Raw genomic sequence first — 19,098 nt, forward strand, 5'->3', positions numbered from 1 at the left:
ACAGGTCTCTGCGAAGCCGTAAGGCGAAGTATAGGGGCTGACACCTGCCCGGTGCTGGAAGGTTAAGGAGAGGGGTTAGCGTAAGCGAAGCTCTGAACTGAAGCCCCAGTAAACGGCGGCCGTAACTATAACGGTCCTAAGGTAGCGAAATTCCTTGTCGGGTAAGTTCCGACCCGCACGAAAGGTGTAACGATTTGGGCACTGTCTCAACCAGAGACTCGGTGAAATTATAGTACCTGTGAAGATGCAGGTTACCCGCGACAGGACGGAAAGACCCCGTGGAGCTTTACTGTAGCCTGATATTGAATTTTGGTACAGTTTGTACAGGATAGGCGGGAGCCATTGAAACCGGAGCGCTAGCTTCGGTGGAGGCGCTGGTGGGATACCGCCCTGACTGTATTGAAATTCTAACCTACGGGTCTTATCGACCCGGGAGACAGTGTCAGGTGGGCAGTTTGACTGGGGCGGTCGCCTCCTAAAGTGTAACGGAGGCGCCCAAAGGTTCCCTCAGAATGGTTGGAAATCATTCGTAGAGTGCAAAGGCATAAGGGAGCTTGACTGCGAGACCTACAAGTCGAGCAGGGACGAAAGTCGGGCTTAGTGATCCGGTGGTTCCGCATGGAAGGGCCATCGCTCAACGGATAAAAGCTACCCCGGGGATAACAGGCTTATCTCCCCCAAGAGTCCACATCGACGGGGAGGTTTGGCACCTCGATGTCGGCTCATCGCATCCTGGGGCTGTAGTCGGTCCCAAGGGTTGGGCTGTTCGCCCATTAAAGCGGTACGCGAGCTGGGTTCAGAACGTCGTGAGACAGTTCGGTCCCTATCCGTCGTGGGCGTAGGAAATTTGAGAGGAGCTGTCCTTAGTACGAGAGGACCGGGATGGACGCACCGCTGGTGTACCAGTTGTTCTGCCAAGGGCATAGCTGGGTAGCTATGTGCGGAAGGGATAAGTGCTGAAAGCATCTAAGCATGAAGCCCCCCTCAAGATGAGATTTCCCATAGCGTAAGCTAGTAAGATCCCTGAAAGATGATCAGGTTGATAGGTTCGAGGTGGAAGCATGGTGACATGTGGAGCTGACGAATACTAATAGATCGAGGATTTAACCATATAATATGTAGCAAATGTTATCTAGTTTTGAGAGAACATAAAAAACTTGTTGACTTTTAAAGTAAATAAGTTATAATAATGATTGTCTCAAAAGAATAATGTCTGGTAATGATGGCAGAGAGGTCACACCCGTTCCCATACCGAACACGGAAGTTAAGCTCTCTAGCGCCGATGGTAGTTGGGACCTTGTCCCTGTGAGAGTAGGACGTTGCCAGGCAATATTATTCCGCAGTAGCTCAGCGGTAGAGCTATCGGCTGTTAACCGATCGGTCGTAGGTTCGATTCCTACCTGCGGAGCCATTGGAGAGCTGTCCGAGTTGGCCGAAGGAGCACGATTGGAAATCGTGTATACGTCACAAGCGTATCAAGGGTTCGAATCCCTTGCTCTCCGCCATAGGATTTATCATATTTGGCCCGTTGGTCAAGTGGTTAAGACACCGCCCTTTCACGGCGGTAACACGGGTTCGAATCCCGTACGGGTCACCACTTTTGGAGGATTAGCTCAGCTGGGAGAGCACCTGCCTTACAAGCAGGGGGTCGGCGGTTCGATCCCGTCATCCTCCACCATATAAATTATATGAATAGTATTATCGCGGGGTGGAGCAGCACGGTAGCTCGTCGGGCTCATAACCCGAAGGTCGCAGGTTCAAATCCTGTCCCCGCAACCAAATGGTCCCGTGGTGTAGTGGTTAACATGCCTGCCTGTCACGCAGGAGATCGCCGGTTCGACCCCGGTCGGGACCGCCATTTTAATAAGGCTCGGTAGCTCAGTCGGTAGAGCAGAGGACTGAAAATCCTCGTGTCGGCGGTTCGATTCCGTCCCGAGCCACCATTTATCTTAATAATATACGCCGGCTTAGCTCAATTGGTAGAGCAACTGACTTGTAATCAGTAGGTTGGGGGTTCAAGTCCTCTAGCCGGCACCATGTAAGTTTCGGAGGGGTAGCGAAGTGGCTAAACGCGGCGGACTGTAAATCCGCTCCTTCGGGTTCGGCAGTTCGAATCTGCCCCCCTCCACCATTTACATAGGGGCATAGTTTAAAGGTAGAACTGAGGTCTCCAAAACCTCCAGTGTGGGTTCGATTCCTACTGCCCCTGCCAAATATATTTACACAACATGGCGGTTGTGGCGAAGTGGTTAACGCACCGGATTGTGGCTCCGGCATTCGTGGGTTCGATTCCCATCAGTCGCCCCATTTTTATTTTTAAAATTACAAATAATCTAATTGATACTTACATATAATTAAGTAAGAATTCGATGGGCTATAGCCAAGCGGTAAGGCAACGGACTTTGACTCCGTCATGCGCTGGTTCGAATCCAGCTAGCCCAGCCATTTTTGCGGAAGTAGTTCAGTGGTAGAATACAACCTTGCCAAGGTTGGGGTCGCGGGTTCGAATCCCGTCTTCCGCTCCAATAAAATTTAACATGGCGGCATAGCCAAGTGGTAAGGCAGAGGTCTGCAAAACCTTTACCACCGGTTCAAATCCGGTTGCCGCCTTTCTTTTGTGCCGATGTGGCGGAATTGGCAGACGCGCACGACTCAAAATCGTGTTCCTTCGGGAGTGTCGGTTCGACCCCGACCATCGGTATCATGAACGGCGTAAAAAACTCTATACAATTAGTATAGAGTTTTTTTGTGTTTTCTTTTCATTACATGACAAAATAAGCACAAAAAGTGTACGGTGAGTAAACTGCGAAACATTAAAAGGATAAAAACAAACATTCATTTTTATCCTTTTAATTGTGGTATTCTATAAAATTCCAGCAAAATATTGTATATACAATATTCCCTTCGAGCAATCTAGAGAGAATTTCTCCACCCCGGTGACATGAAGTTAAATCCGACAGCACCAGTAGATATTAGTACATTATTAACGGTTAAGTTTGTAATTTCTAAAAACCTCTTTTCAAACTCTTCTTTGTTGTACTTGTACATAGTTGAGTGGCACGCCCACATGTGCGTTGAAGTACTCAACCAACCTCCTAATTCCTTTAATTCAGGAAACGACTCAAATTGAATTGGTTCATCTAATTTCATGAATCTCACTTAATAGATAGTTGGGTTTAACTTCTCTCCTATTCCTTTCAGACCATGTGCTTTTTTCTCATGTGAATGTGTCATAATTCTCCCTCCATCTTTCTTCAAGTTTTTTCCTGTTTTATTATACAACAATAGAAAGTGGTTATGGAATATTATGGGAATATGTATTGGCGATATAAAAAGACTCTAACATTTCTGTTAGAGTCTTTTTTGTTAAATTATACTATGTGCTTCTAAAATTCGTAATAAATGTAGAAATTCATGTATAATATAACTTGTCGAAAGAACAAAATGATAGTAATTTATATTATGTCTGTAATATGAATCAAAAATGAACTTTTTATATTTCTTTTAAAAATGTGTTGAATACACATTATATTTCATATTAATATTTTTATGTAGATTTAAAACGGGAAAGAGAGTGGAAAGTATGGGTCGTAAATGGAATAATATTAAAGAAAAAAAAGCATCAAAAGATGCAAATACAAGCCGTATATACGCGAAATTTGGACGTGAGATTTATGTGGCAGCAAAACAAGGCGAGCCAGATCCAGAATCAAACCAAGCGCTTAGAGTTGCATTAGAACGTGCGAAAACATACAACGTGCCAAGAACAATTATTGATCGTGCAGTTGAAAAGGCAAAAGGCGGTTCAGAAGAAAATTATGATGAGCTTCGTTATGAAGGATTCGGACCAAACGGATCTATGGTAATTGTAGATACACTTACAAATAACGTAAACCGTACTGCAGCAGATGTACGAGCTGCATTTAGCAAAAACAGTGGTAACATGGGTGTAAACGGTTCTGTATCTTACATGTTTGATGCGACAGCTGTTATCGGTCTTGAAGGTAAAACATCAGATGAAGTTCTTGAAATTTTAATGGAAGCAGATGTTGATGCACGTGACATTCTAGAAGAAGAAGATTCTGTTATCGTGTATGCTGAACCTGATCAATTCCATTCCGTACAATCTGCACTTAAAGATGCTGGTGTTGAAGAATTCACAGTTGCAGAATTAACAATGCTTGCACAAAGTGATGTAGAACTTCCTGAAGATGCTCAAGTACAATTTGAAAAAATGGTTGATGCATTAGAAGATCTAGAAGATGTGCAACAAGTTTACCACAACGTAGACTTAGGAGAATAATACGATAGAAGCCCCTGTTCATTTAACGGATAGGGGCTTTTTTTCATGAAGTTAATTAAGAGGATGAATTAGTAAAGGTATTTTGTTTTAGATAGGGAAGATGCTTATAGGGATATGTGAAATATTCATTATTGCTAGGAGGCTTAATATGGAACATAAAACACCAAAGCATATCGTTGCTGTAGCAGGTTATTTAACAAATGAAAAAGACGAAGTGTTATTAGCTAAAGTACATTGGCGATCGGATACGTGGGAGTTGCCGGGAGGACAGGTGGAAGAAGGAGAAGCGCTCGATCAAGCTGTTTGTAGGGAAATAAAAGAGGAAACAGGATTAACGGTGAAGCCTATCGGTATTACAGGAGTTTATTATAATGCTTCCATGCACATTCTAGGTGTTGTTTTTTAAAGTGGCATACGTGAGCGGTGAAATACAAATTCAGCCTGAAGAAATACAAGAGGCTAAATTTGTTGCTTTAAATGAAGAGAACATAGATGAGTACATAACGCGTCCTCATATGAAATCCAGAACGCTTGATGCGATGAGAGCAACACATTGTATTCCGTACGAAACGTGGGAAGTGCAGCCATATAATTTAATAGGTAGATTGTAAAGAAAAGAGTAGCGGTTTGAGATACAATCAAATCACTACTCTTTTTTGTATACTGTTTAAGAAAAAGGTCAAAATAATAATAGTGCTAGTGTTGATTTTTAGAACGTTTGTTCTGTATAATGTATGATATATTGTATACATTTAGATTACTAGATACTTACAAATATATATATTTGTAGATGATATAATGAAAATAGGGTGTTTTAATAGGGAAGTATAGGCTTAAGGTATACTCTGCTATTGGTTTAGCATAATCTATATTCAATATTTCAGATGAATAGTAGATAAAAAAAGACTGTGATACAATACTTTTTTATACCTTACAATGATGTAAGGTACGTGTAAGAGAAATCGATGGGATGTTTTTTTACAACAAGGTATTCTTAAAGTAAGAGTTATACGCTGTGTGGAAAAGAGGTGTTCAAGATGAAAGAACGAGTATTATCTAGGGTGAACTATCATCAAAAAGTTGCATTAAATCCAATGACTAAATTCTTTTATAAAGCCATTATTTTATTATTATTGTTAAGTTGTACGTTATTATTCATTGGAAATGTAATGATCGAGCAAAGTGATATTAGTAAATTACATGTACCGGCTAAGTTAGAGGTGCCAGAATCATTAACACATGCATTTATTGCGACAGAAGATAAAAGGTTTTATCATCATAATGGTTTAGATTATATAGCGATTGTCAGAGCGTCTGTTGAGAATATAAAGGCTGGTGGTGTTGTGCAAGGTGGAAGCACAATTACACAGCAGTTATCCAAAAATGCTTTTTTAACAAATGAACGTACATTTTCTCGTAAGTGGAAAGAGATTTTCTATACGAAAAAAATTGAACGTACATTTACGAAGGATGAAATTTTTAAATTGTATGTAAGTAATATTTATTACGGAGAAGGAGCATGGGGAATTGAAAAAGCAGCAAACCTTTACTTCGGTAAAAAGGTGAGCCAATTAACGTTGGCTGAAAGTGCAATGATGGCTGCTGTAGTAAAGGCACCCGCTTATTACTCACCAGCACAAAATTACGATAAAGCAGTTGAGAGACGGAATGTAGTTTTGAGATTAATGGAAAAAGAAGGCTATATCAATCATGATGAGTATGTGCAAGCTGTTAGTGAGAAATTAGTAATTCGTCATGATATAAAAACAGAGCGGTCGATGTTAAATAATGCGCGTGAAAAAGCAGTAAGCTAAAGGAAGTTCCTACATAGGAGCTTCTTTTTTGAATAAATTGTGACAAATTGTGACACAATATCGTCACAATTGTTGTGTTTTTGTAATTTATGTGAGCGTGTTCATTGCGTGGCATATGTAAGTATTGATATTATGTGTATTGTGTACAATGCTGTATACAGAATATGAATTTAAAGAGGAATGTATATGAAATCATCGAACAAACTCATGGCTCTTGGTATAGTTTTTTCCATTGCAGTATTGATTGTAATTGGAACGATTGCGTATAGCATCATAAATGACAAAAAAGATAAAGGGAATGAGATGTTTGCTTATTCCACGCAACAATCTTTAGGGAAAGATGATGCTCCGGTTAAGGTAGTTGAATTTGGAGACTTCAAATGTCCGGCTTGTCGTACTTGGGATGTAACAGTATTACCACGATTAAAAGAAGAGTATATTGATAAAGGTAAAGTGCAGTTATATTTTATTAACTTCCCATTTATCGGAAAAGACTCTGATTTAGGTGCAGCAGCTGGTGAAGCAATTTATAAACAAGATCAAGATTCATTCTGGATTTTCTATGATGAGATTTATCAAAGTCAAAAGAAAGACACAGAAGAATGGATTACAGAAGGATTACTTCTTAACATTGTGAAAGAAAAGCTTCCGAAAGTTGATGTAGAACAATTTAAGAAGGATTTACACAGTAAAGAAATGAAAGAAAAAGTACGTAAAGATTCAGATCGTGCTCAAAAATTAAAAGTTCAAGGTGCTCCTTCAGTATATATAAATGGAAATCTTGCAAACCCTGATTTCGATAGTATGAAGAAGGCAATTGATAAAGAATTGAAAAAGTGATGAGATACTCATCACTTTTTCGACTTTTTTCGATAAAATTCTTGCTTCCGTTTTTTTTACATGCTATACTACTTTACATAAGTTATTCTAATATCTTATATGTATTTCATATTTGCGGGTGTAGTTTAGTGGTAAAACAAGAGCCTTCCAAGCTCTGGTCGAGAGTTCGATTCTCTTCACCCGCTCCAAATTTTATTAAATGTTTTTCTATAAATTGTGATCAACGCAGTGTTTCGTTTCTAAGATAAACGAGGCATTGCGTTTTTTAATGTTTGAAAAAGATAATTGTATGCGAAAATAGAAGTAAAGAATAGTATTCCAAAAGTGAATTGCTAACTAATATAGACGTTACATAAAGGGTGGATTCATCTGAGGAGGCGATTAGGAATGGATTTTGAACAATTAAAGCAAGATGTCATTGCGTATAGTAAAACAATTGGTATAGATAAAATCGGCTTTGCTAGTGCCTCACCATTTGAGGAATTAAAGCAGAGGTTAATCCAGCAACAACAATTAAATTATCAATCGGGATTTGAAGAGTCTGATATAGAAAAGAGAACGAACCCACAGCTTCTACTACCTGGTGCAAAATCAATTATTGCGATTGCATTAGCGTATCCTTCAAAATTAAAAAATGCACCATTAAGTAAGCGCGGAGAACGCCGCGGTATTTTTTGTCGTGCCTCTTGGGGACAAGATTATCATCTTGTTTTACGAGATCGTTTGCAAAAATTAGAAGCATATTTAATCGAAAAACTTCCCGATATAGAAGTTAAGTCAATGGTTGATACGGGTGAATTAAGTGATCGAGCTGTTTCGGAGCGTGCCGGTATTGGATGGAGTGGTAAGAATTGCGCTATTATTACACCTGAATTTGGTTCGTATGTATATTTAGGAGAAATAATTACAAACGTTCCCTTCCCACCAGATCAGCCGATAGAAGATCAATGTGGAAGTTGTACAAAATGTATTGATGTTTGTCCTACAGGCGCTTTAATACAAGGAGGACAGTTAGATTCGAAGAAATGTATTGCATTTTTAACACAGACGAAAGGATTCCTACCGGAAGAATACCGTGACAAAATAGGAAATCGTATTTATGGATGTGATACATGTCAGACTGTTTGTCCGAAAAATAAAGGAATGGATTTTCATAATCATCCTGAGATGGAACCAGATCCTGAGTTAGTTAAGCCGTTATTAACACCACTTTTAACAATTAGCAATCGTGATTTTAAAGAGAAATATGGAATTATGTCTGGTTCATGGAGAGGTAAAAAGCCGTTGCAACGAAATGCAATTTTGGCACTTGCGCATTTTAAAGAGGCATCAGCAATTCCAGATTTAATTGGTGTTATGAAAGACGATCCAAGACCGGTACTTCGCGGAACAGCAGCATGGGCACTTGGGAAAATTGGTGGAGATGGTGTGGGCGAAGCTATTGAAAAAGCGATGCAACGTGAGAAAGATGAAGAGGTTCTTCATGAAATGAATCGCGGACTTGAATTGTTAGCGCAGAAAAAAGAGTAGATAATATCTCCCTTCTTCATATTGTAATATGGGAGGGAGACGAAATGGTTGTAAAAATAAATATTGAAAAGCAAGTACAACAATTTTTAGCATATGTAACAGAGAAACGAACAAATGTAGATGGTATTGCTGAAGATTTATTACAAATAGCACAGAGAAAGAAACAATTGTTTCAAAAGCGTAATGCAGAGATAGTGAAAGCAACTGCGGATGTTTCTTTCATGAGACAATTAAATAATAGCAATCATCAAGAAATTGATTATCAAATACATTTTAAATATTTAATTAAGCATAAAGAATTATTTTATATCGAAGAGGAACAACTAAAACGAAGAGTTTGTTTAAATAATAGCCGGGTAATAGGTGATTATGCTATTGAAGTGCCAGAAGCAGTTGGAATGAGTGAGATGTTAGAAAGGGAAGTTACAAAAGAGAAGTACGGTTCTTATCAGTACAACCGTTTAGAGGCAGTTAAATATGCAGAGCGTTGGTGGGATGATCGAAACCCTGTATATCGTAATTTCCCTGATAATTGTACGAATTTTATTTCTCAATGTCTTCATACTGGAGAAGTACCAATGAATGGATATCCTAATATTCGCAAAGGATGGTGGCAAAGGGAGAATCAGTGGAGTTGGAGCTGGGCTGTCGCACACTCTTTTTATTGGTATTTGTCAGGTGCTACAACAGGGCTTCGAGCTGAAGCGGTAGAAAGGCCAGAGGACCTTATTCTTGGTGATGTCATCGCTTATGATTTCGAGGATGATGGTAGGTGGAATCATACGACGATTGTAGTAGCAAAAGACGCAGATGGTATGCCACTTGTAAATGCACATTCAGCGAATAGCCGTCGGCGTTATTGGAACTATGAAGATTCTAGTAAATATACACCACAAATGAAGTATAAATTCTTTCATATTATTAATGGGTAGAGATTTTTCGCTCAAGTGGTATAATACGTAGTAGACAAAAAACAGAGGTGAATATCGCGTGGGAGTACATGTTGTTTTATATCAACCAGAAATTCCAGCAAATACAGGGAATATTGCTCGTACTTGTGCAGCAACTGGAACAGAATTACATTTGATTAGACCGCTTGGATTTTCAACGGATGATAAAATGTTAAAGCGTGCAGGATTAGATTATTGGCAGCACGTGAAAGTTACGTATTATGATTCAATTGAAGAATTTTATGAGAAAAATAAAGACGGTGAATTCTTCTATTTAACAAAGTATGGCGAGAAAGCTCATACAGCATTTGATTATAGCAAACGTGAGAAGGATTACTATTTTGTATTTGGAAGAGAAACAAACGGCTTACCAGCTAATGTAATCGAAGAAAATTTCGATCATTGTTTACGTATTCCAATGACCGATAAAGTGCGCTCATTAAATTTATCTAATACAGCAGCTATTTTAATTTATGAAGCATTCCGTCAACAAAATTATCCGGGATTAGATTTAGAAATTGTTTATTAAAAGTCGCCATATGGCGACTTTTTTTCTAAAAATAAAAATAATATGTAATCATACATTTAAAAAAGGGTACATATTCATATAGAATGGGATATATGAATAAAAATAGATTAGACGGGTTGAGATAAATATGAAGGAACAATATAATAATCAAAATACCTTTTTAAGTATGATAGATATGGATTTAATAAGAAGAGGACTATTACATGCTATTCAAGATTTAGTATTTATTGTGAAAGTTATGGATGAGGAAACCTTTAAATATATTTATGTAAATAAGATAGGTATGGATTATGCGAAGCTAAGCGAAGAATGTTATGGAAAAACGTTTGCTGAAGTATTATCAGAAGATACGGCGGAAATATTGCAAGTGCAATATGCAAAAGTAGCGAGCGAAGCGAAAGCACATACCTTTTGTGATGTAGTTAGTTTACCAAAGGGTGAGTTACATTATGAATCTTCGCTTAATCCTGTATTCGACGAAGAAGGAGTATGTCAGTTTATTATTTGTATTACGAGGGATATCACAGCTCAGATTGAGGAAAAGACAGAGATAGAGGAAAAACAAATGTTGTTTAAGTCGTTATTAGAATATAATAATGACTCCATTATATCTATGGATTCTATAGGTAGAATTACATATGCAAATCCAGCAACGTATGAAATATTTGGATATCGATATGAAGAATTACATAATAAATTTATTTTTGAATTTATTAATAAAGAATATGAAAAAGATTTTCAAATTATATTTAAAGGAGCCTTGCAAGGAAGGGCAAAACAAATTGTTTCAAAGAAATATGTTCATAAAGAAGGGTACGAGCTCTATATTTCTTTGAGAACTATTCCGATTATTGTGAACGCCGAAATTGTTGGGGTATATATTGTTACGAGGGATGTTACAAGGCAAGTATTGAATGAAATGCGAACAGAATATTTAGCTTATTATGACCAATTAACAGGATTAATGAATAGAATTTCATGTGCAAATAAGTTAAATGTTTTTTTTAATGATAATACAGAGTTTGCGCTTGTTTTTATAGATTTAGATGAATTTCACCTTATTAATGATACTTTTGGTCATAAAGAAGGAGATAAAGTATTACAAAAAGTTACAGAATGTTTAAGCAGTTTTCAAATAGACGGTATGCACTTATTTAGAGAACACGATGATCAATTTGTTATGTTAATAGAAAATATAACAAAAGAACGTGTAGAGATAGTTGCAAAAAGCATACTAAAAAAGATTAGTGAACATTTTGTAATCGAAGAAGAGGACGTCTATTTAAGTGCGTCAATCGGAATTGTAATGGCTCCAACAGATGGAGAGGATGAAAAAATATTATTCCAAAGAGTGGATGCTGCTTTGGAAAAAGCAAAAGAAAAAGGAAAAGGGCATTATCATTTTTATTGCAGTGGATTAGATTGTGAGCGTGAACAAAGATTTATAATAGAAAACCAATTGCATCGTGCTATAGAAAAAAATGAATTCTGCTTGTATTATCAGCCACAAATGAATATTGAAACGAAAAAAACAGCGAGTATGGAAGCTTTAATAAGGTGGGAGAATAAAGAATTGGGGTTTGTCTCTCCCAATCAATTTATTCCGCTAGCAGAAAGAACAGGGTTTATTATTAAGCTTGATGAATGGGTAGTAAATGAAGTGTGTCGGCAAATACGTGAATGGTTAAATAAAGGATATGAAGTTGTCCCGATTGCAGTTAATATTTCAGCCAGGCACTTTCGCTCGATTACATTAATAGAGATGATTACACGGGCGTTACATAAGTACAATGTACCAGCGCATCTATTAGCGATAGAGGTTACAGAAGGAGCCCTTATGCATAAAGACATATCGAAAAGGGTATTGCTACAATTAAAAGAACAAAATTTAAAGATTCATTTAGATGATTTTGGGACGGGATATTCATCTTTAAGTTATTTAAAAACGTATCCAATTGATACGTTGAAAATCGATCGTTCTTTTATGGAAGGTATACATGTGGATGAACGTGATACGAATATTACAGCTGCAATTATTCATTTAGCTCATACTTTGGAATTAAATGTAATTGCAGAAGGTGTAGAAAAAGCGGAACAAATACAATTTTTGAAGGACAAGAATGTGAAGTTTGTGCAAGGTTATTATTATAGCCGACCTTTATCAAAATATGATGTGGAAAATGTGTATTATAAATGATTGATAAAAAAAGTGATGTGCTAAGAAGCACATCACTTTTTATGTGTACCGGGTTTATCATTGTAACCAGATGTGAAAATAGCTGTAAGAAATGTGAGTGATACACCTAAAATTAATAATAATTTCATACTAATATCCCTCCTATTTTTCAGTTTACGAATCTTAAATATGAATCAAAATGTATGTAAGGTTCTTGGAAGAAAAGAATTTATTTAAAATGAATAGAGGTGTAAAAACTTTAATACCTATATTATACAGAATTTTCTTTGAATTTTGGAGAGAATTTTATAGCAATACTGTATATTTCATTTTGATTTAAAGAATGTTTAAGGACATCCTAGCATACCTTTTATAATAATCCGATTGAACAAGGAGATGGGGGAGGAGCTATAATGGATATTCTAAAAAAGATTGAGCAGCATCGAGCAGCAGAAGAACGGTTACAGTGGGAAGGTACGTTTGCGGAGTATTTAGAGCTTGTGAAGGAGAGACCATGGGTGGCTCAAACAGCACACTCTCGCATTTACAATATGATAAAAGATGCTGGAATCGAAGAAGTAGATGGTAGAAGAAAGTATAACTTCTTTAGTAATCAGCTATTTGGATTAGAGGATGCTTTAGAACGTCTTGTGGAGGAATATTTTCATCCATCTGCAAAACGATTAGATGTTAGAAAACGTATTTTATTATTAATGGGTCCTGTTAGTGGAGGGAAATCAACATTAGTTACGATGTTGAAACGAGGATTAGAAACATATTCACGAACAGATCGAGGAGCAATTTTTGCAATTAAAGGCTGCCCAATGCATGAAGATCCACTGCATTTAATTCCGCATCATTTACGGGATGATTTCTTTGGTGAGTATGGAGTTAGAATTGAAGGGAATTTATCGCCACTAAACGTAATGCGTCTAGAGCAAGAATATGGTTCAAGAATTGAGGATGTAGTTGTAGAGCGTATTTTCTTCTCGGAAGATCGCCGTACAGGGATTGGTACATTTAGCCCGTCTGATCCTAAATCACAAGATATCGCCGATTTAACAGGTAGTCTGGACTTTTCAACAATCGCAGAATATGGTTCAGAATCAGATCCACGAGCGTATCGCTTCGATGGAGAATTGAATAAGGCAAACCGTGGGATGATGGAATTCCAAGAGATGCTAAAATGCGACGAGAAGTTTTTATGGCATTTATTATCGCTTACGCAAGAAGGGAATTTCAAAGCGGGAAGATTTGCGCTTATTTCAGCAGATGAATTAATTGTAGCGCATACGAATGAAACGGAGTATCGTTCCTTCATAGCAAACAAGAAAAATGAAGCATTGCACTCAAGAATTATTGTAATGCCAGTTCCATACAATTTACGAGTGAGTGAAGAAGAACATATTTATGAAAAAATGATTCGTGAAAGTGATGTATCCAATGTGCATATTGCACCGCACACACTTCGCGTTGCAGCAATGTTTACGATTTTAACTCGTTTAAAAGATCCGAAGCGTCCAGATATTGATTTAATTAAAAAGATGCGTTTATATGATGGAGAAACGGTAGAAGGTTATAATGCGATTGATGTAGAGGAGCTGCAACGTGAATATCAAGATGAGGGTATGAGAGGTATTGACCCTCGTTATGTTATTAACCGAATTTCCTCTACAATTATTCGAAAAGAGGTACCATCTATTAACGCATTAGATGTACTTAGATCGCTCAAAGACGGGTTGGATCAGCATCCGTCAATTAGTAATGAAGATCGAGAGCGTTATATGAATTTCATCTCATTAGCGAGAAAAGAATATGATGAAATTGCGAAGAAAGAAGTACAAAAAGCATTCGTGTATTCATATGAAGAATCAGCGAAGACACTTATGGATAATTACTTAGATAACGTTGAAGCATATTGCAATAAATCGAAATTACGTGATCCATTAACAGGTGAAGAAATGAGTCCAGATGAAAAGCTAATGCGCTCAATTGAGGAGCAAATTGGAATTTCAGAAAATGCTAAGAAAGCATTCCGTGAAGAAATTTTAATTCGCATTTCTGCTTATGCGCGTAAAGGAAAACGCTTTGATTATAATTCACATGAGCGTCTTCGCGAAGCGATTCAGAAAAAACTATTTGCTGATTTAAAAGATATAGTGAAAATTACAACATCAACGAAAACGCCAGACGAAAATCAGCTTAAGAAAATCAATGATGTTGTTGCACGCTTAATTGATGAGCACGGCTATAATTCTTCATCTGCGAATGAATTATTACGCTATGTAGGTAGTCTGCTAAACCGATAGTTTGATAACAAAACGCTGTCTCTTGTATTTTGCGGGACAGCGTTTTATTATCCATTTATATGTGTAAAGTGTCATACCTTGTCCAAATGTAATAAATTAAGATGCAATTTCATGAATTTATTGTCAATTATTTTTACAATATGCATATGATAGAGTAACCAACCATTCATACGAAAAAAGCCAACACAATACAATATGTTGCAAAGTGTAAATGTGTGCAACTATGCATTGTGTTTCTTTCTTATCAACGGCTGAATATTTCTTTCTAGTATGTGAGTGGCAAAATTTTGTTTAGGATGCTCGGAGTATTATATGAAAAACGTTATATATGTTTATGGGATGAATTTCGATGGGCAGTTATCTTTCATTCTAGCTTGCACAGTATAAAACAAAATTTCTAGCTTACTGTTCATAGGGGAAGACAATTACAGTAAGGAGGGAAAGAAATGGGTGAAGAAAACCAACCAAATTATACGATTTCACAGGAAAACTGGTCCCTCCATCGCAAAGGATATGACGACCAACAACGCCATCAAGAAAAAGTACAAGAGGCAATTAAGAATAATTTACCCGATCTTGTAACAGAAGAAAGCATAGTTATGTCTAATGGTAAGGATGTTGTAAAAATACCGATTCGTTCTTTAGATGAATATAAGATTAGGTACAATTATGATAAAAACAAACACGTTGGGCAAGGAAATGGTGATAGCAAAGTTGGTGATGTCGTTGCGAGAGATGGATCAGGTGGTCAAAAGCAAAAAGGACCAGGAAAAGGGCAAGGAGCAGGGGATGCGGCTGGAGAAGATTATTATGAAGCTGAAGTCTCTATTTTAGAATTAGAGCAAGCGTTTTTCAAAGAATTAGAGCTGCCTAATTTAAAGAGAAAAGAAATAGATGAAAACCGGGTTGAACATGTTGAATTTAATGACATTAGAAAGACTGGATTATGGGGAAATATCGATAAGAAACGAACGATGATATCCGCATATAAACGAAATGCGATGCGTGGTAAAGCATCTTTTCATCCGATTCACCAAGAAGATTTAAAGTTCCGTACTTGGAATGAAGTATTAAAGCCAGATTCAAAAGCTGTTGTATTAGCGATGATGGATACGAGTGGATCGATGGGAATATGGGAGAAATATATGGCACGTAGCTTCTTTTTCTGGATGACACGATTTCTACGAACGAAGTATGAAACAGTAGATATTGAGTTTATTGCCCATCATACGGAGGCAAAAGTAGTTCCAGAGGAAGAGTTTTTTTCAAAAGGAGAAAGTGGCGGAACGATATGTTCTTCTGTATATAAAAAAGCACTCGAGCTAATTGATAATAAATACTCACCAGACCGCTATAATATTTATCCATTCCATTTTTCAGACGGTGATAATTTAACATCAGATAATGCTAGATGTGTAAAGCTTGTCGAAGAGTTAATGAAGAAGTGTAATATGTTTGGATATGGGGAAGTGAACCAGTACAACCGCCATAGTACCCTCATGTCAGCCTATAAAAATATTAAAGATGAGAATTTTAGATATTATATTTTAAAGCAAAAAGCAGACGTATTCCATGCGATGAAGAGCTTTTTTAAAGAAGAATCCGGAGAAAAAATGGCATAACCCCCTTAAAAAGGGGTTATTTTTTGTTTACTTTTTATTTTTTTAGTTGACATTGAAAATGAAAATCATTATCATTTACTCGAGATGTGATTACATTTTGATTTATATATTTTGGAGGAGATGTAAAGTTGAAAAGAAATAAAAGAAAACATATAAATGCAATGGTTATAGCGGCGGCGTTATCACTTCCGTTCGCTGTTTATTCAACACCTGCTTTAGCAGCCGTAGCGATTGAGGCGAATAAAACTGGACATGCTTTAGAAGATGGTACATATGATGCTGTTATTAAGGCATACAAAGATAAAACGAATGAAGAATCTATGGCAGCTGTTTATATAAAAAATCCTAAATTAACAATTGAGAACGGAAAGAAAATTGTAACGGCCACGTTAAGTGATAGTGATTTCTTTCAATACTTGAAAACAGAGGATGTTCATACTCCAGGTGTGTTCCATGATGTAAAAGTAATATCAGAAGATAAAAAGAAAAATGGAAAGAAAGTGATTCAGTTTGAAGTAGGAGAATTAGGGAAGAGGTATAATATGCAAATGCATATTTATATTCCGACAATGGCTTATGATAATAAGTATCAAGTACAGTTTGAAGTACATGCATTGAATTTAGAAAACAATGTTCCAGAAGAACAAAAGGAAAATAATGAGGATAAAGTGGATCAACAAGATGCAAATGTAATTGTAGATAAGCAATTACAAAGGCATATTAATAAATATAACTTGAATAGGGAGAATTTAAATACTCCAATAACTAAGGAAGATTTACTAAAAGTTAAATCTTTAATAGTCGTTGAGGCAAAAAGTAAAGGAATAAAAGACGTAAGCGGTTTGGAATATATGACGAACTTAGAAAACTTAATGTTGGAAGAAATTAAGTTAGAAAATATACATTTTATCTCGAAGTTGAGACAATTGAAATCATTAAGTATAACTTATGGTGAACTTAAAGAGATTGGACCTTTGGCTGAATTAGAACATATTGAGAGTTTAAGCTTGAGAAACAATAAAATTTCAGATTTAAGCTCATTAAGTCAAATGAAGAAGATTAAAATGCTAGATTTAAGTAGCAATTATATAAAAGATATTAAACCATTATTTACAGTAACATCTTTAAGGACCTTGACTGTAGCAAATAATCAAATTAGTAATGATAATCTTGCTGGGATTGAGCAATTAAAAAATGTAAAGAAATTATCTTTAAGTAACAATGGTCTTACTAATATCGAACATATTACATCAATGAAAAAATTAGTAGAGCTAGATCTTGCTAAAAATGAATTAGAAAACATCGACCCCTTATCGAGAATGTCTACTGTACAATCACTGAATTTAGAAGAAAACTATATTTCAGATATAACGCCACTTAGCCAATTAACAGGTTTATATGATTTAAAGCTAGGTTCAAATGAAATTCGTGATGTTAGACCGGTTCAAGAGTTAGGAAAGAGAATGTATATCGATATTCAAAGACAAAAAATCTTTTTAGATGATGTAGAAAAAGATAAGGAAGTTAAAATACCTATCTATAATTTACAAGGAGAGCCACTTGATACTATTCGATTAAAGAGTGGAGATGGGATAGTTAATAATGGTTCTGTTAAATGGGGTACTACCGGTGAAAAAACATACGAATTTATGTTGGATATAAAGCCAGAAGAGAATCGTATTAAGTTTAATGGAACAGTAATTCAAAATGTTGTTGAAAGGTTAGATGAAATAAAGGAAACAATAAAAGAGGAGAATGAACAAATAGAAAATGTAATTCTCGATAAAACTTTACGACAACATATTAATAAAGAGAATTTAGGTAGAGGGAATTTAAATGCTCCTATCACAAAAGAAGATTTATTACAGATTAAAAAATTAGAGATACTTAAAGAAAAGGGAAAAGAGATAAAAGATATAACAGGTTTAGAGTACATGACGAACTTAGAAAAACTGACTTTAGAAGGAATAGGTTTGAAGAATATTGAATTTATCTCGAACTTACAAAAGTTGAACGATGTGAATGTATCTCATAATCAAATTGAAGATATAACATCACTATCTTCATTAAAAAATCTACAGTGGTTAAATCTTGCGGAAAATCATATTAAAGATGTATCGGTTCTTGGTTCCATGCTAGACTTACTTAGCTTAAAATTAGCTGGAAATGAGATTCGTGATGTAAGGCCGTTAATACAATTAGGTCAGTGGGGAACAATTGATGTTAGAAGACAAAAGGTCATTTTAGATGATGCAGAAATAAATAAGGAAGTAAAAATTCCTGTATATGATTTAGAAGGAGAGCGAATTGAAAAGATTACGCTAAAGAGTGCAGGTGGAATGCTTACTGATGAGGGAATTATTTGGAGCACTCTAGGAGAAAAAATATATGAATTTGATTTAGATGCAGATCATTATGAGACTGGCATATTATATAGTGGCATCGTCATGCAGAATATAGTAGAAAAATTAATACAGAAAGAAGAAATAAAAGAACCAACAAAAGAAGTTGAAGAGGTAAAAGAAGAAATAAAAGAACCAACAAAAGAAGTTGAAGAGGTAAAAGAAGAAGAAAAAGAGCCAACAAAAGAAGTTGAAGAGGTAAAAGAAGAAGAAAAAGAGCCAACGAAAGAAGTTGAAAAAACGAAAGACGAGGTAAAAGAAAAGCCGAAAGACGAAGTAGAAAAAGTAAATGAAGAACCCAGTAAGTCGGAAATAGAAGCAAGCATTGAGAAACAAAAAGAGGACTCAGATGAATTAGGAACGGCTACTGTTCAAAAGAACGAAGCGGTACAAGCACAGGAAGAAGCGAAAGAAGATGTGTCAGATAAAGAAGTTAATAGTAAGAAAGAAGAAAGTAAAAAAACTTTAGCGGCAACAGGTGGACAAGAAAATAATGTATCTTTATTTGGTGGTCTAGTATTAGTTTTATCTGCACTTAGTATGTTTGTGTTTAGAAAAAAATATTTAAAAAATAAATAACGTTTTATCTTATTATATTATTTTTTAAAAAGATGTTGTCATAG

At 36.1% G+C, this 19,098-nt stretch carries 10 protein-coding genes, 16 tRNA genes, 2 rRNA genes and 2 pseudogenes (1 of these 30 cut by a window edge); 29 read left to right on the forward strand and 1 reads right to left on the reverse strand.

The annotated features are described in order from the left end of the window. The 17 genes from QCI41_RS20610 to QCI41_RS20690 form a co-directional block, all read left to right on the forward strand. Positions 1-1,111 (forward strand): 23S ribosomal RNA (locus QCI41_RS20610) (it extends 1,811 nt beyond the left edge of the window). A gap of 101 nt (positions 1,112-1,212) precedes the next feature. Continuing rightward, positions 1,213-1,328 (forward strand): 5S ribosomal RNA (rrf, locus tag QCI41_RS20615). Positions 1,329-1,336: 8 nt separating this feature from the next. Further along, positions 1,337-1,411 (forward strand) — tRNA-Asn (locus QCI41_RS20620). Positions 1,412-1,413: 2 nt separating this feature from the next. After that, positions 1,414-1,505, forward strand: a tRNA-Ser gene (locus QCI41_RS20625). A gap of 17 nt (positions 1,506-1,522) precedes the next feature. Further along, positions 1,523-1,597, forward strand: a tRNA-Glu gene (locus tag QCI41_RS20630). A gap of 5 nt (positions 1,598-1,602) precedes the next feature. After that, positions 1,603-1,678, forward strand: a tRNA-Val gene (locus QCI41_RS20635). 24 nt (positions 1,679-1,702) lie between these two features. Then, positions 1,703-1,779 (forward strand) — tRNA-Met (locus QCI41_RS20640). Positions 1,780-1,782: 3 nt separating this feature from the next. After that, positions 1,783-1,858: transfer RNA gene (locus QCI41_RS20645), tRNA-Asp, on the forward strand. A 9-nt stretch (positions 1,859-1,867) separates the two neighbouring features. Beyond that, positions 1,868-1,943, forward strand: a tRNA-Phe gene (locus QCI41_RS20650). 18 nt (positions 1,944-1,961) lie between these two features. Then, positions 1,962-2,037, forward strand: a tRNA-Thr gene (locus tag QCI41_RS20655). Between the two features lie 10 nt (positions 2,038-2,047). Beyond that, positions 2,048-2,131: transfer RNA gene (locus QCI41_RS20660), tRNA-Tyr, on the forward strand. Between the two features lie 7 nt (positions 2,132-2,138). Beyond that, positions 2,139-2,212: transfer RNA gene (locus QCI41_RS20665), tRNA-Trp, on the forward strand. A 19-nt stretch (positions 2,213-2,231) separates the two neighbouring features. Then, positions 2,232-2,307: transfer RNA gene (locus QCI41_RS20670), tRNA-His, on the forward strand. 63 nt (positions 2,308-2,370) lie between these two features. Beyond that, positions 2,371-2,445: transfer RNA gene (locus QCI41_RS20675), tRNA-Gln, on the forward strand. Positions 2,446-2,450: 5 nt separating this feature from the next. Beyond that, positions 2,451-2,525, forward strand: a tRNA-Gly gene (locus QCI41_RS20680). A 14-nt stretch (positions 2,526-2,539) separates the two neighbouring features. Continuing rightward, a tRNA-Cys gene (locus QCI41_RS20685) sits at positions 2,540-2,610 on the forward strand. Between the two features lie 9 nt (positions 2,611-2,619). After that, positions 2,620-2,701: transfer RNA gene (locus tag QCI41_RS20690), tRNA-Leu, on the forward strand. Positions 2,702-2,913: 212 nt separating this feature from the next. Here the strand turns inward: QCI41_RS20690 and QCI41_RS20695 are convergent. Beyond that, positions 2,914-3,234, reverse strand: a pseudogene (locus tag QCI41_RS20695) (DUF3884 family protein). Between the two features lie 349 nt (positions 3,235-3,583). Here QCI41_RS20695 and QCI41_RS20700 point away from each other — a divergent pair. The 12 genes and pseudogenes from QCI41_RS20700 (at position 3,584) to QCI41_RS20755 (ending at position 19,054) form a co-directional block, all read left to right on the forward strand. Continuing rightward, a complete protein-coding gene (locus QCI41_RS20700; RefSeq protein ID WP_353836807.1) occupies positions 3,584-4,303 on the forward strand; it encodes a YebC/PmpR family DNA-binding transcriptional regulator in 720 nt (239 codons plus the stop codon). A 148-nt stretch (positions 4,304-4,451) separates the two neighbouring features. Continuing rightward, positions 4,452-4,914 (forward strand): annotated as a pseudogene (locus QCI41_RS20705) (NUDIX hydrolase). Positions 4,915-5,340: 426 nt separating this feature from the next. Next, on the forward strand, positions 5,341-6,117 hold the full coding sequence (locus QCI41_RS20710; RefSeq protein WP_000664698.1) for a transglycosylase domain-containing protein: 777 nt from the start codon (positions 5,341-5,343) through the stop codon (positions 6,115-6,117). 186 nt (positions 6,118-6,303) lie between these two features. After that, entirely contained in the window at positions 6,304-6,957 is a 654-nt protein-coding gene (locus tag QCI41_RS20715) for a DsbA family protein (protein ID WP_353836806.1), read from the forward strand. Positions 6,958-7,071: 114 nt separating this feature from the next. Next, a tRNA-Gly gene (locus QCI41_RS20720) sits at positions 7,072-7,145 on the forward strand. Between the two features lie 199 nt (positions 7,146-7,344). Then, a complete protein-coding gene (queG, locus tag QCI41_RS20725) occupies positions 7,345-8,487 on the forward strand; it encodes a tRNA epoxyqueuosine(34) reductase QueG (RefSeq protein ID WP_048541846.1) in 1,143 nt (380 codons plus the stop codon). A 44-nt stretch (positions 8,488-8,531) separates the two neighbouring features. Next, positions 8,532-9,419, forward strand: coding sequence for an amidase domain-containing protein (locus QCI41_RS20730; protein ID WP_353836805.1), 888 nt, complete (start codon positions 8,532-8,534; stop codon positions 9,417-9,419). A 58-nt stretch (positions 9,420-9,477) separates the two neighbouring features. Then, positions 9,478-9,966, forward strand: coding sequence for a tRNA (uridine(34)/cytosine(34)/5-carboxymethylaminomethyluridine(34)-2'-O)-methyltransferase TrmL (gene trmL / locus QCI41_RS20735; RefSeq protein WP_000538149.1), 489 nt, complete (start codon positions 9,478-9,480; stop codon positions 9,964-9,966). Between the two features lie 127 nt (positions 9,967-10,093). Next, positions 10,094-12,163 carry a sensor domain-containing protein gene (locus tag QCI41_RS20740; RefSeq protein WP_353836804.1) on the forward strand — a complete coding sequence of 690 codons (2,070 nt, stop codon included), beginning with the start codon at positions 10,094-10,096 and terminating at the stop codon, positions 12,161-12,163. A 392-nt stretch (positions 12,164-12,555) separates the two neighbouring features. Further along, entirely contained in the window at positions 12,556-14,451 is a 1,896-nt protein-coding gene (locus QCI41_RS20745) for a PrkA family serine protein kinase (RefSeq protein WP_000353275.1), read from the forward strand. A 446-nt stretch (positions 14,452-14,897) separates the two neighbouring features. Continuing rightward, complete coding sequence (yhbH, locus tag QCI41_RS20750; protein WP_353836803.1) at positions 14,898-16,073, forward strand: sporulation protein YhbH; 1,176 nt, start codon at positions 14,898-14,900, stop codon at positions 16,071-16,073. Positions 16,074-16,201: 128 nt separating this feature from the next. Then, the gene (locus QCI41_RS20755) at positions 16,202-19,054 is read left to right on the forward strand and encodes a leucine-rich repeat domain-containing protein (RefSeq protein WP_353836802.1); all 2,853 of its coding nucleotides are present in this window, start codon (positions 16,202-16,204) and stop codon (positions 19,052-19,054) included. The last annotated feature ends 44 nt before the right edge of the window (positions 19,055-19,098 follow it).

Origin of the sequence: Bacillus cereus group sp. MG4 (genome assembly GCF_040460055.1) — a bacterium.
GTDB classification, from domain to species: Bacteria; Bacillota; Bacilli; order Bacillales; family Bacillaceae_G; genus Bacillus_A; species Bacillus_A wiedmannii.

Excerpts from the sequence above, each read along its gene's own strand:
- QCI41_RS20700 (WP_353836807.1), top strand. The coding sequence starts at position 3,584 with ATGGGTCGTAAATGGAATAATATTAAAGAAAAAAAAGCATCAAAAGAT.
- QCI41_RS20710 (WP_000664698.1), top strand. The coding sequence starts at position 5,341 with ATGAAAGAACGAGTATTATCTAGGGTGAACTATCATCAAAAAGTTGCA.
- QCI41_RS20715 (WP_353836806.1), top strand. The coding sequence starts at position 6,304 with ATGAAATCATCGAACAAACTCATGGCTCTTGGTATAGTTTTTTCCATT.
- queG (WP_048541846.1), top strand. The coding sequence starts at position 7,345 with ATGGATTTTGAACAATTAAAGCAAGATGTCATTGCGTATAGTAAAACA.
- QCI41_RS20730 (WP_353836805.1), top strand. The coding sequence starts at position 8,532 with ATGGTTGTAAAAATAAATATTGAAAAGCAAGTACAACAATTTTTAGCA.
- QCI41_RS20740 (WP_353836804.1), top strand. The coding sequence starts at position 10,094 with ATGAAGGAACAATATAATAATCAAAATACCTTTTTAAGTATGATAGAT.
- QCI41_RS20745 (WP_000353275.1), top strand. The coding sequence starts at position 12,556 with ATGGATATTCTAAAAAAGATTGAGCAGCATCGAGCAGCAGAAGAACGG.
- yhbH (WP_353836803.1), top strand. The coding sequence starts at position 14,898 with ATGGGTGAAGAAAACCAACCAAATTATACGATTTCACAGGAAAACTGG.